We start from the raw sequence: 12,884 nt of genomic DNA, 5'->3' as shown, positions 1-12,884 counted from the left end.
GTGTATGTTTTAATTTAATGTAATAACTGTTCTTCTATTTTTCTCTCTGCCTTCTTCTGTGGCATTATCAGCAATTGGTTGCGTTTGTCCTTTAGACGAAGCGACTATCTTATCAGCGGCTATTCCGTTTTGTATCAGATAGTTCTTAGCGAATTCTGCTCTATCTTGACCTAATCTCATATTTGTACTTGCTTGTCCAGTTGCGTCTGTATGACCAACTACACTTGAAGTAGCATCAGAAACTTTATCTAAATATCTAGAAATATCAGCAACTTTTTGTCTTTGTTCGGCATCTAAATGAATTGATGCTTCTGCAGTATCGAAATGAAGAATTAGTGGATCAGCTTTTATTTTATCGTATAGTGCCTTTAGGTCATCATCTGCAGTGGCAGATTTTTCTTCAAGGCCAAATGAAGCAGCTCCCCAATATGTGCCATCTTTAGGAATCATTTTATCCATAAGTTTGCCTTGGGTATTAATTTGAGCGGTAGAGAATCCTTTAGAAGCCAAATCATTTTTAATCGAGTTTGCTCTTGCAAGTCCTAAGTTCGGGAACGCAGTATTATTTTCTTCTTCACTAGTGTAATATCCGGTTACGTTTATAACATTACTTTCATTTGACTCTAAATGACTTTGTAGACCAGAAACTCCTTGGGTTAATTCAGCACTTAAAGGCATTAAAATGTCGTGAGATGAAATGTTAAAGTTATAATTGTCATTGGTGTTGTAGGTAAACCCGTTTCCATCAATTGCGAATGGATACGATGTTGCCGAGGGCTCTTTAACGATTACCTTTTCTGCAGCGGGTTCCGTGGTTGTAACTGCTGCACCGCATTCGCTGCAACATGTTATGTAAAAATAGGTGCCAACTACAATGGTAATCAACATCAATAATAAATACGTTGTTGTTTTTGTCATTGTAAATAATGTTTAGTGTTTAGCGCACAATTTATTAAAAAAATCTTAAAAATGTTAAAAGATTTGTACCTAATTACCTTACAATCAACATTATCTTAATTTCAGATATGTTAAAATGCGTACCAACTATACAATATGCGAGGCTAACAATAAAAAAACGGGTTGACGCAACAACTATTATTTGCATTTTTACGTAAGTATTGAAACGGTATATATCTCCCCACAAAGTTTGGGCATTGCATATATAATTTCAAGTTTTGAGTTAGTTGGTTAAAAAATCCTGTCCTCTTTTAGTCGATAGGATTTTTTTATGTCTAAAAATAAGGGTGTGAACAATCCAACTATACAATATTTGTGTGAAGCTGTACAGAATTAGTTGAAACTAGTAAAACAATTTACTAGTTTAATACAGAGGTATTTACACTGTAAGATGAAGAAAAAAATAAAAGGTATTGTAAATTTCCTTTGCATGTTTATTGTTCTAGGCGTACAAACTTTGCTTCATGGCAGTTGGTCAAACGAACCAACCAATAGAAAAGCAGCTTAGTTGTAAACATACAAAGGAATTTATGTTTTGGTTATAGATCAAACTTGATACCCTGAGCTAAAGGAAGCTCAGTAGTATAGTTAATTGTATTGGTTTGTCTTCTCATATACACTTTCCAAGCATCAGAACCACTTTCACGACCACCACCGGTTTCTTTTTCACCACCGAAGGCTCCACCGATTTCAGCACCAGAAGTACCGATGTTTACATTTGCAATACCACAATCACTACCCCAAGCAGAAAGAAAATGTTCGGCTTCACGAAGATTGTTTGTCATTATAGCAGATGAAAGTCCTTGTACCACACCATTTTGAATAGCGATGGCATTTTCAACGTCACCAGAATATTTTAATAGGTAAAGAACGGGAGCAAAAGTTTCGTGCTGTACAATTTCGAAATCATTTTTAGCTTCTGCGATTGCAGGCTTAACGTAGCAACCACTTTCATAGCCAGCACCGTCTAGCACACCACCTTCAACGATTAATTTTCCACCTTCTTTAACTACTTTTTCTAGAGCCATTTTATATTGAGCAACCGCATCGGTATCAATTAATGGACCTACATGATTGTTTTCATCTAACGGGTTACCAATTCTTAATTGTTTGTATGCAGCAACAACAGCTTCTTTCACTTTATAGTACATTGATTCGTGTATGATCAATCTTCTGGTAGAAGTACAACGTTGACCCGCAGTACCTACCGCACCGAATACGGCACCGATAACGGTCATTTTTAAGTCAGCGTCAGGTGTAACAATAATTGCGTTGTTACCGCCAAGTTCAAGTAAAGATTTTCCTAGTCTGGCTGCAACAGCCTGAGCAACTATTTTACCCATTCTTATAGAACCTGTTGCAGATACTAAAGGAATTCTTTTATCATGGGTCATTAATTCACCAATCTTATAATCGCCATTAATCAAGCAAGAAATACCTTCTGGTAGGTTATTGGCTTTCATTACTGCGGCAGCAATATTTTGACATGCGATGCCGCATAATGGAGTTTTTTCTGACGGTTTCCAAACACAAACATCACCACAGATCCAGGCAAGTGCCGTGTTCCATGCCCAAACGGCTACAGGAAAATTAAAGGCAGAAATAATACCAACCACACCTAAAGAATGGTATTGTTCGTACATTCTATGCCCAGGTCTTTCAGAATGCATAGTTAAACCGTGTAGCTGACGAGAAAGTCCTACAGCGAAGTCACAGATATCTATCATTTCTTGAACCTCGCCTAAACCTTCTTGGTAGCTTTTTCCCATTTCGTAAGAAACAAGTTTACCTAACGGTTCTTTAAGTTCTCTAAGCTTATCGCCAAATTGCCTAACAATTTCTCCCCGTAGCGGTGCAGGTTTTGTTCTCCACTCTTTAAAAGTAGTCGTAGCAGTAGACATTACTTTTTCGTAATCTTCTTTTGTCGTTGTTTTGACCTTTGCAATCAGAGAACCATCTACCGGTGAGTATGACGAAATAATATCGCCTGATGAAAAATGGTTAGATCCGGTTGAAGTACCCTCATTGACATCTTTAATTCCTAATGCTTTTAGAGCATCGTGTATTCCGAAATCTGTTGCTATTTTTGACATTTTATAACTTTTTACGTAATTTATGTTAGATTTATTACAAAAATACAAAGAATATTATCCCTAGGAAGAACAAATAGTAATTAAGAGAATTTAATAATTGACCAAAAAATAATTCCTAGTAAGGCTGGCACACTTTGAACAATAAAAATCTTTTGACTTACCGATATGGCGCCATAGATACCGGCAATAGTTACACAGCCTAAAAAGAAGAGCGCAATGTTTGCAGACCATTCTGTATGATTTATAAAAAAGCTCCAGATTAAACCTGCTGCTAAAAAGCCGTTATACAGCCCTTGGTTCGCGGCCATTTGTTTGGTCGGCGCGAACAAATCTTTCGGAAAGTTTGCAAACACTTTTCTGCCAGTTGTGGTCCAGGCAAACATTTCGAACCAAAGAATGTATATATGAATGAGTGCTACAAGGGCTGTAATAATTTGTGCTGTTATAATCATTATTCTTTGGCTATAAAACGTTCGTCAACTGGCATAACAGTACCACAATTATCGCAAGTTCTTAATTCTTTTGAGCTGTAAAAATGCTTAAAGTGAGATAAGAAATCTTTTTCTATGTCATGAAGGGTGAAATAGGTTTCATATAGTTTATGGTTGCAATTGTCGCAAAACCATAATAGACCATCGTCTACATTCATTTCTGCTCGTTTTCGTTCGATGACCAAACCTATAGAGCCTTCTTTACGAACCGGCGAGTGTGGTACTTTCGCAGGGTGCAAATACATATCGCCTGGTCCCAATTGCATGGTTCGTTTTTTGCCATCTTCTTGAATGTTAACTTCTATATGTCCTTCAAGTTGATAAAACAACTCTTCAGTTTCATTATAGTGGTAGTCTTTTCGAGCATTGGGTCCGGCAACGATCATAACAATATAATCGCCCGCATCTTTATAAAGATTTTTGTTTCCTACCGGTGGCTTAAGTGAAGCTCTGTTTTCTTCAATCCATTTGTTAAGATTAAATGGTGCTTGTATACTCATTTCTGTGATTTTAAGTGAAAGTTAAAGAAATGATCATTTCTTACCTAAAAGGTAAGCATAAAAAAACCTTTGGGTTACAAAGGCTTTTACTAAAAGTATTTCCTAAATTATTTATCTAAAAAATAATTGTGTAAAATATAAATCTCCTTTATTATTTTCTTGAATATTTATGGCAGAGTAATTATAGTTGCCTTCTATATTTTCTCTGTGACCAGAACTTAACAACCATGCATCAAAAGCATCTTCTATGGTGTCGTATTTTCTTGCTACATTTTCTGCAACAAATACCGCATTGGTTCTTTTTGCAATATTATTTGCTCGGTTACTAAAATTGTCATGACTCGTATTACCTTTTGAAATCATATATGAGGTATGAAGGCTTGCATAGTAATATGTTGTACTTTCAAATTGCATTTCATTTAGACCTATGCTAACTCTATAATTATTTATCATTTCAAAAAGTTCGGCTTCTAGAATACTATGCGAATTAGAAGAGGCCAGATTATAAGTTGAGGATGGTTCTTCAGAAGTTTCTCCGTAGCCCGCAAAGTTCTCATATCTAGAACATGATGATAAGGCTAAAATCAAAGCTAAATAAATAAAAAAGGATTTCATATAGGGGAACTATTTAAGTATTGAGTGTCAAAAATAGGCTCACTAATCTTTTCATAAAGAAGAATATCTATAGAAAGTATATTTTGTACGGTAAGCGACACGAATCTGTAGATTATGGTTGATCGTTAAAATACATCTGAAATTACAACGAATAAAAGTGCATTTTATATGACTTTCTACATTTCATCTATTTAAAGAAACCAGTCAGTTTATTTAAGTTAATCTAAATCCAGAATAGTCTTTAATAAAGTAAAATATGGTTTATTGCTTATAAAACAGTTGGGTGAAGTAATAGTTGCCAAAGTCATCTTTTTTAACACTAATACCAGTATGTGTAAAATCGCCTTCCATAGTTTTTTTATGACTGCTGCTTACATACCACCCTTCAAATGCCTCTATTGCCGTTTGATAATCTTTGGCAACATTTTCAGCAACCATTTCAACATTTATTTCAGAATCGATGTTAGACGCTCTCGAGCTAAAATTATCGTGACTAATACTACCCTTAGATATCATGTAATCGGTATGAAGGTTCGCGTATTTATATGCCACATCACTAAACGCCAAAGCATTGGTGTTTAAACTTAAACGATGTTCATTAACAATATCTAGAAGTTCCTGCTCTATAAATAATACATTTTCAGCTTCAAGTACCGGCGTGTCGTCAATAGAGTCGCTAGTGCAAGAACCAAGAAAAAGTAATATAAAGACAGGGACCGCGTAAAGCAATCTCATTTTCATATAAGTGTCTTTAAATTGTAGCCTCTCGGCGTAGCGCAGTAGGTAAAAAAGTTAAGAGTGTTCTAAGCTCTCGTAATCGATTTGGGTAATCGTTATAGTAATATTATCGAAAAATTAAATGCAGGGCAGTAACAAAAATGCATATTCGATAAAGTGCTCGAAAAGTTAGATTAGTTGACAATGTGTTTAAATAGTAACAGGTTCTTCAGAAGACTCTTTTTGAAGTTCTTCATTTTGTAACACGGTATCAAAAATTAAGGCGCCTATATCTTTAATAGGTTGGTAGAGAATTGATTCCTTCTTAGTGTCTTCATCTAGCAAATTAAATGTACTGTCCATTCTATCAAAAAAAATAAAAGCAGCACCTAATAAAATTGCAACTTTTAAAGCACCGAAAATACCTCCGGCAATTTTGTTCAAAGAACCTAGCATAGCGAAGTTGGCAACTTTGGTCAATAATTTTCCGACTAAATTTACTATGATCATGATGAGCACCAATGTAACAATAAAGGCAATGATGCTCATGTTGCGTTCATCCCAGTTCAAGTGTTCAGATAAATAGTCGCCCGTTATGTATGAAAAATGAATGGCTCCGAAAATACCGGCAACAAGTGCAACAATAGAAGCTATCTCCATGAATAGTCCGTTTTTATATCCTTTCCAAAGACCCCATATTAAGGGTAATCCAAGTAAAATATCTAAAAGTCCCATTCGTAAAGTGTTTTAACAAATATAGAACTTTGATTTGTACCTTTGCAAGGTCAATATCATAGATGAGATTGAAGTTAATTTTATGGCAAGGGATATACAATTAAAAGAACGGTGGGATTATTTGGTAGAAAAGCTCTCTGGAAAGTTTTCTGACGGTGACCCTTTAGAATTAGATGCCATCATTTACTTGATAGGTGTTCAAGAATTAGGGCAGTATCATAAAAAATATAAGAAAGATGATAAGTTAGATTTAATGCACATCGCAATTTGTCGTCTTTTAGAACCTTACGGTTTTTATGAGTTTAGTTTTTTCGATGAAGATGGTTGGCCTCATTATAATGTAATGGAAGAATTACCTTCTTTGAAAGCCGGAGAGCAAACGGTACTTATGAAAGAAGCAATTGTTACCTATTTTGTAGAAAAAGAGTTTATTCAATAAAGATGCAAAAGCCATATTACGCTGTAATTTTTACTTCTACTAGAACAGCAGGTGATAATGGTTACGGTAAAATGGCAGAGTTCATGGAGCGTTTGGCTAAGGAACAATCTGGTTTTATAGGTATTGAAAGTGCACGTCAAGAAATAGGAATAACCGTAAGTTATTGGGAAAATCTAAATGCAATTCATGACTGGAAACAACAGGCAGACCATTTGTTAGCTCAGAAAAAAGGTATAGCAGATTGGTACGAATCTTATACCGTTCGCATTTGTTTGGTAGAACGGGAATATAGTTTTAGCAGAAGCACTTAATTCTTCACATCTCTTCAACATTCGTTGCTTTGCATTAATTTTTATTTCCGCTATATTTAGAGAAACAACTTAAAGCACATGTCAAGGCAATTTATAATATCATTAGATCAAGGTACTACAAGCTCTAGGGCTTTATTAGTGGACCATGATGGCACCATTCAAGGAATGGTCCAAAAAGAATTTAAACAGATTTTTCCTAAATCGGGTTGGGTAGAACATGACCCAAAAGAAATTTTATCTTCTCAGATGGAAGTTTTAAAAGAACTTTTAGAGAAGGAAAAAGTCAAACCCACAGAAATTGTTGGTATAGGTATTACCAACCAAAGGGAAACTACCGTAGTTTGGGATAAGAATACTGGGGAGCCTGTTTATAACGCCATTGTTTGGCAAGACAAACGTACAGCAGATATTTGTGAGCATCTTAAGAAAATAGGTTTAACAGAGCATGTAAAGACAACTACAGGGTTGGTCATTGATTCTTATTTTTCGGGTACCAAAGTAAAATGGATTCTTGACAATGTTGAAGGAGCTAAAATGAAAGCTAAAGCTGGTGATTTATTAATGGGTACAATAGATAATTGGTTGGTTTGGAATATGACGAAAAATCATAATCACGTAACTGATTATACCAACGCGTCTCGTACCATGATTTATGATATTGTAAATCTAAAGTGGGATGATAAAATGTTGAAGGCATTAGATATACCTAAAACCATGCTACCAGAAGTAAAACCATCTGCCGCGAATTTTGGAGATTATGAAATTGATGGAGTAAAAATTCCTATTGCAGGTATTGCGGGTGATCAACAAGCGGCATTATTTGGTCAAGCTTGCTTTAAGAAAGGATCTGCAAAAAATACGTATGGTACTGGTTGCTTTATGTTAATGAATACTGGTGAGAAACCACAATTTTCTAAAAACGGACTATTAACCACTATTGCTTACGGCTTAGATGGCAAGGTTAATTATGCCTTAGAAGGTAGTATTTTTATTGCAGGAGCCGCTATACAGTGGTTGCGAGATGGTTTAGAACTTATTAAAGATGCCAAAGAAACAGAAGAATTGGCAAATTCAATAGAGGGCGAGAATCCTGTTTACGTGGTACCGGCCTTCGCTGGTCTTGGTGCACCTTATTGGGATATGTATGCAAGAGGTGCCGTCTTCGGTTTAACTAGAGATACAGGTAAGGCACATTTGGCAAAGGCGACTTTAGAAGCATTGGCATACCAAACTAAAGATATTTTAAAGGCTATGGAAGATGATTCGGGTATTCAGCTAAAAAACCTAAGGGTAGATGGCGGTGCTTGTGCAAATAATCATCTAATGCAATTTCAGGCAGATATTTTAGATTCTGAAGTACATCGACCAGAAATTATAGAATCTACCGCTATGGGTGCTGCATTTCTTGCAGGTATACAGGTTGGTTTTTGGCAGCAATCTGATATTGATCAAAGTCGACCAATGGACCGAATTTTTAAACCAACTTTTGATCGTGTAAAAAGAAAACGCTTGTATAAAAAATGGCAAAAGGCAGTTGAAAGATCAAAAGGATGGGAAGAAGAGGAATAGCCTATTATCAATTTTACAATTTATTAATTTTATAGAGCATAGAATAGCATATAACTAGCTATATCTTTGCTTCTAGATGTTGGGTGTTGTTTGTGTTACGACCAAAATATCTGCTTAAAACTAAAAATACATCTACTGATGAAAAATATAAAATTCACCAATTTAGAACGCCAAAAAACGATAGATCACCTAGAATCGGAAGATTTTGATTTAGTGGTAATCGGTGGTGGAATTACCGGCGGTGGTATCGCCTTAGATGCTGCGTCTCGTGGGTTAAAAGTAGCCTTGTTAGAAAAAGGAGATTTTGCTTCTGGTACCAGTAGTAAATCTACTAAACTGATACATGGAGGGCTCCGTTATTTAAAACAATTCGATTTTTGGTTGGTGAAAGAAGTAGGTTCTGAACGTGCCATTGTACATAAATTGGCTCCTCATTTAGTGCTACCAGAAAAAATGTTATTACCGTTAATAGAAAACGGTTCTTACGGTAAATGGTTGACATCTATTGGTCTTAAGGTATACGATATTCTGGCTCAAGTTACGGGTGATGATAAGCGAAAAATGCTAGAAAAAAAGGAAGCCATGAAATTGGAGCCTCTATTACCTAAAAAGATTTTGAACGGTGCAGGTTATTATGCCGAATATAGAACAGACGATGCCCGTTTAACCATTGAGAATATAAAAACCAGTCTTTTATTTGGTGCGCAGGCATTAAATTATGCCAAGGTTAATGAGTTTATTTACGACGATGAGAAAATTGCCGGTGTTAAGGCAATAGATACGGTTACAGGCAAAGAGTTTACTATTAAGTCGAAATATGTAATCAGCGCTGCTGGTCCGTGGGTAGATGAATTGCGAAGCCTAAATAATTCTAAAAAAGGAAAACAACTACATTTAACCAAAGGGGTTCACTTAGTTTTTCCATATGAAAAGCTGCCAGTGAAACAATCTTGTTATTTTGATATTCCCGATGGCAGAATGATGTTCGCCATACCAAGAGGTAAAATCACCTATGTTGGTACAACAGATACCAACTTCAATGATAATAAAGACAATGTACGAACAGATCTTGCAGATGCCATTTATTTGATTTCTGCGGTGAATAACATGTTTCCTGATATCAACTTAGAGTTAGAAGATATTGTTTCTTCTTGGGCAGGTTTAAGGCCTTTAATACATGAAGAAGGTAAATCAGCTTCAGAATTATCGAGAAAAGATGAAATTTTTGTATCAGATACTGGTTTGGTAAGTATTGCAGGCGGTAAGCTAACAGGTTACCGTAAAATGGCAGAAAGAGTAGTGGATCGTATTGCCAAGAAAATGGAAGAGGAATATGATACCGAGCTAAAAGAATGCTATACAGAGAAAATTTTTCTATGCGGAAACGTAGATTTTAAAAAATTTAAGCATGTAAAAAAATACATTGACGAAGTGTATGAGCAAATCAAAGAAGACGGTTTTACAAAGCACGATGCCTGGTTTTTGGTAACCAACTATGGTAAACAAACAGAGAAGATTCTTGAAAATTACAAGGGTATTGTTGAAACAGATAAATACGTGCGTTTGGCCAAAGCAGAATTGACATTTGGTATTGATTATGAAATGGTGCAAACCCCTATGGATTTCTTCATTAGAAGAACAGGTAGACTTTATTTCGATATAGATAGCGTTAGAACTCTAATGGAACCGTTAATGGCGGAGTTTCAGAAAAGGTTCAAAGTAACAGATGACGTAGTCGAAGAATGGAGAACAACCTTGAACGCAGAATTAAAAGAGCATTCAGATTTTTCTTTAGAGAGACGTTAATCTAACTTATCAGTTAAATCAAGAAACACCTTTTTAGGGTTTTTATTCTCATAGAGAACTTTGTAAACAGCGTCAATAATAGGAGTTTTGACCTTTTTTGTAAAGTTCTCTTTTATGTTATAAGCGCTTTTGGCGGCATAATACCCTTCGGCAATCATACTCATTTCCATCTGTGCACTTTTTACAGTGTATCCTTTTCCAATCATATTACCGAACATTCTATTTCGACTAAACACAGAGTATCCGGTAACCAATAAATCGCCTAAATAAGCAGACTTGTTAATATTACGATCTAAATTGTGAATACGCTTGGTATAACGTTTCATTTCACGAATGGCATTACTCATTAATACACTCTGAAAATTATCACCATAACCCAATCCATGAGCTATACCAGCGGCAATCGCATAAATGTTTTTTAGCATTGCGGCATATTCTGTACCGATAATGTCTTTGCTAATATTGGTTTTAATGTAATTACTAGCTAGATTATTGGCTACCAATTTAGCCTTCTCAGTATCGGCACATGCAATGGTCAAGTAAGAAAGTCGCTCCATGGCTACTTCTTCTGCATGACAAGGCCCAGTAATAACACCAATATGGTCAAAAGGTATTTCATAAACGTTATGAAAATGCTCACCAACTATTAATCCAGATTCGGGTACAATACCCTTAATCGCAGAAAAGATTATTTTATCTTTTAATGAAACAGTTAATTTTTCTAATTCTCCTACCAAAAAAGCAGAAGGGATAGCGAAAATTAAGACATCGGCATAATTGACAGCTTCGTTGATGTTGTTAGTCAAAATCAATTGCTCTGGTTTAAACTCTACCGAAGTAAGGTAATTTGGGTTGTGCCTTTGAGATTTAATATGTTCAATAGCATCTGTATTTCGCATATACCAACCAACTTCTTTTTGATTATTGGTCAACATTTTTACAATAGCCGTAGCCCAGCTTCCACCGCCTAAAACTGCAAATTTCGCATCGTTATTCATAGGGCAAATTTACCAATAATTTAGATGCTCATAATGTCATTAGTATCAGTCTTATGTAAATTTTGGCATGGAGATTGTTTTATGGTTAATAACCTATTAAATGAAATCATATGAAAACTATAAAACTACTTACAGGATATTTTCTTTTAGCCACTTTAATGGTTTCTTGTTATACAGAAGTAATTATTGAAGATGATTTTATAGAAGAGTCAGCATTTAATACCGATCAAGTTTTACAAAGCTATGATTTATGGTATGTCGATATCAATGCAACACGCGGCAATGGTGAAGTGCCTTTTTTACAAAGAGCGTTTACGGTGTCTTTTGATCGCGGAGTGTTGTATGCGAATAATAATATCGTTGGCATCGGCAAAACGGGTGGTGGTTATGGTATTGATGTAGGTACTTATGGTACACTTAGAGGTACGGTAGATATTGCCCATGATATTGACGGATCTTGGTTTTTAGAAGTTTATGCGGTGAATAATAATACGATTGAATTGTATGATGCCAGTACAGACACTTCTTACTATTTGAAAGGATATCAGATTAATTATTTCGATTATGATACCGTATTCTACGATAATATCAACTACTTCATACAAGAATATGATGCTTGGGAAAAAATATACACCAGTGAAGCAGGCGCTTTAAATGATTTTGATAATGAAAATTATATACAATTTTTACCCAATTTTTTCAGGTCTTCTTTAGATGCACCTAATACGAGTGTTTCTAATTTACAGTGGGATTTTGAAGGTGATTATCAAGTGTATGATGTACAGGGGGACAATTCATTAAAAACATTGACTTTAGATTATGATTTTATGGGCGATGATTACTTTGAATTATATGTGATAAATGACAGCACAATAGAATTATATCACCCAGATAGCGGTACAACTTATGAGTTTAGAGGTAGAGGATACCAAGAGTATTTAAAATCTGCCAAAGGTTCAGAAAGTAAGAAAAGAATAAAATCTTCTAATCCTATTATGAAAGTAGAACGAAAGAAGGCTAAATAGTTTTTAAGTTGATTGTCTCAAGAATGCCCTATTCTGCTAGAATAGGGTATTTTTTATACCTAAGATTTTACGTCTTCCATAATAATAGGATCAATATCTATAGGCTTATTTGAGTGAAGAACCGATATATCGCCAGTAGTTTCAAAAATAACAGCTTTCACTTGCGACAACTGTAAAACATTTGCTTCTCGAAGTTTTCCCATTAAGTCTGCCTGACTAACCAATGCTTTTTTTAAGTTCTCTTTCAAAATCGCACCATTTTTCATTAGAAGAATTGGGGTGTTGGTTATTACTTTTTGCGCTGCATTAGATGATGATAATAGCTTTGCAAATAAAGCTTGTAAAACAGCAAGTAATGCTATAGAAACTATTGCGGGCATTAAACTTGAAACAGGTTTATTAACAGCATCGGCTAGAATAGAGCCCATGGCAATGGTAACTGCAAAATCAAAGCTTGTCATTTTAGCGAATGTTCTTTTACCTGTTACTCGAGTAATGAACATCATATATAGATAGATAAAAACTGCAGCAACACATATTTGTAAAACGGTTTTTAACGAAAGAGGATCAAAAATTTCCATGATAATTATTTTTTAAGAAGTTATTCGCTACCCATCTAAAGTGTAGA

14 protein-coding genes are annotated in these 12,884 nt (G+C 35.2%); 5 read left to right on the top strand and 9 right to left on the bottom strand.

The genetic code is table 11. The annotated features are described in order from the left end of the window. Positions 1 to 9: 9 nt before the first annotated feature. From DFQ03_RS15750 to DFQ03_RS15720, 7 genes are all read right to left on the bottom strand, one after another. Entirely contained in the window at positions 10 to 918 is a 909-nt protein-coding gene (locus tag DFQ03_RS15750) for an OmpA family protein (RefSeq protein WP_133674200.1), read from the bottom strand. Between the two features lie 578 nt (positions 919 to 1,496). Continuing rightward, positions 1,497 to 3,050 carry an L-piperidine-6-carboxylate dehydrogenase gene (gene amaB, locus DFQ03_RS15745; protein WP_133674199.1) on the bottom strand — a complete coding sequence of 518 codons (1,554 nt, stop codon included), beginning with the start codon at positions 3,048 to 3,050 and terminating at the stop codon, positions 1,497 to 1,499. A gap of 80 nt (positions 3,051 to 3,130) precedes the next feature. Continuing rightward, complete coding sequence (locus DFQ03_RS15740) at positions 3,131 to 3,502, bottom strand: DUF1304 domain-containing protein (protein ID WP_133674198.1); 372 nt, start codon at positions 3,500 to 3,502, stop codon at positions 3,131 to 3,133. Continuing rightward, positions 3,502 to 4,041, bottom strand: coding sequence for a 3-hydroxyanthranilate 3,4-dioxygenase (locus DFQ03_RS15735; protein ID WP_133674197.1), 540 nt, complete (start codon positions 4,039 to 4,041; stop codon positions 3,502 to 3,504). The genes DFQ03_RS15740 and DFQ03_RS15735 overlap by 1 nt, the downstream gene beginning before the upstream one ends. 111 nt (positions 4,042 to 4,152) lie before the next feature. Continuing rightward, complete coding sequence (locus DFQ03_RS15730; RefSeq protein WP_133674196.1) at positions 4,153 to 4,656, bottom strand: CAP domain-containing protein; 504 nt, start codon at positions 4,654 to 4,656, stop codon at positions 4,153 to 4,155. 261 nt (positions 4,657 to 4,917) lie between these two features. Further along, entirely contained in the window at positions 4,918 to 5,397 is a 480-nt protein-coding gene (locus DFQ03_RS15725; RefSeq protein ID WP_133674195.1) for a CAP domain-containing protein, read from the bottom strand. Between the two features lie 186 nt (positions 5,398 to 5,583). After that, positions 5,584 to 6,108, bottom strand: a complete 525-nt coding sequence (locus tag DFQ03_RS15720; protein ID WP_133674194.1) for a CvpA family protein — start codon at positions 6,106 to 6,108, stop codon at positions 5,584 to 5,586. An 82-nt stretch (positions 6,109 to 6,190) separates the two neighbouring features. On the opposite strand from DFQ03_RS15720, the gene DFQ03_RS15715 reads away from it, so the two are divergent. The 4 genes from DFQ03_RS15715 to DFQ03_RS15700 all read left to right on the top strand — a co-directional run bounded on the left by DFQ03_RS15715 (position 6,191) and on the right by DFQ03_RS15700 (position 10,233). Further along, entirely contained in the window at positions 6,191 to 6,547 is a 357-nt protein-coding gene (locus DFQ03_RS15715) for a hypothetical protein (protein WP_133674193.1), read from the top strand. Positions 6,548 to 6,549: 2 nt separating this feature from the next. Continuing rightward, positions 6,550 to 6,858: an antibiotic biosynthesis monooxygenase family protein gene (locus tag DFQ03_RS15710; protein WP_133674192.1), complete on the top strand. Its 309-nt coding sequence runs from the start codon at positions 6,550 to 6,552 to the stop codon at positions 6,856 to 6,858. 78 nt (positions 6,859 to 6,936) lie between these two features. After that, positions 6,937 to 8,427, top strand: a complete 1,491-nt coding sequence (gene glpK / locus DFQ03_RS15705) for a glycerol kinase GlpK (RefSeq protein ID WP_133674191.1) — start codon at positions 6,937 to 6,939, stop codon at positions 8,425 to 8,427. A 138-nt stretch (positions 8,428 to 8,565) separates the two neighbouring features. Then, positions 8,566 to 10,233, top strand: coding sequence for a glycerol-3-phosphate dehydrogenase/oxidase (locus DFQ03_RS15700; protein ID WP_133674190.1), 1,668 nt, complete (start codon positions 8,566 to 8,568; stop codon positions 10,231 to 10,233). Here the strand turns inward: DFQ03_RS15700 and DFQ03_RS15695 are convergent. Further along, positions 10,230 to 11,231: an NAD(P)H-dependent glycerol-3-phosphate dehydrogenase gene (locus DFQ03_RS15695; protein ID WP_133674189.1), complete on the bottom strand. Its 1,002-nt coding sequence runs from the start codon at positions 11,229 to 11,231 to the stop codon at positions 10,230 to 10,232. The two genes, DFQ03_RS15700 and DFQ03_RS15695, sit on opposite strands and share 4 nt — an antisense overlap. Before the next feature lie 110 nt (positions 11,232 to 11,341). Here DFQ03_RS15695 and DFQ03_RS15690 point away from each other — a divergent pair, with 110 nt between their 5' ends. Next, positions 11,342 to 12,256, top strand: coding sequence for a nicotinic acid mononucleotide adenyltransferase (locus DFQ03_RS15690; protein WP_133674188.1), 915 nt, complete (start codon positions 11,342 to 11,344; stop codon positions 12,254 to 12,256). Positions 12,257 to 12,315: 59 nt separating this feature from the next. Here DFQ03_RS15690 and DFQ03_RS15685 read toward each other — a convergent pair whose 3' ends face one another. Then, a complete protein-coding gene (locus DFQ03_RS15685) occupies positions 12,316 to 12,837 on the bottom strand; it encodes a DUF421 domain-containing protein (RefSeq protein ID WP_133674187.1) in 522 nt (173 codons plus the stop codon). Between the last annotated feature and the right edge of the window lie 47 nt (positions 12,838 to 12,884).

The organism is Maribacter caenipelagi (assembly GCF_004364175.1).
GTDB classification, from domain to species: domain Bacteria; phylum Bacteroidota; class Bacteroidia; order Flavobacteriales; family Flavobacteriaceae; genus Maribacter; species Maribacter caenipelagi.
Note: the sequence above shows the minus strand (reverse complement) of the source record. Positions and strands in the feature narration are given on the sequence as shown.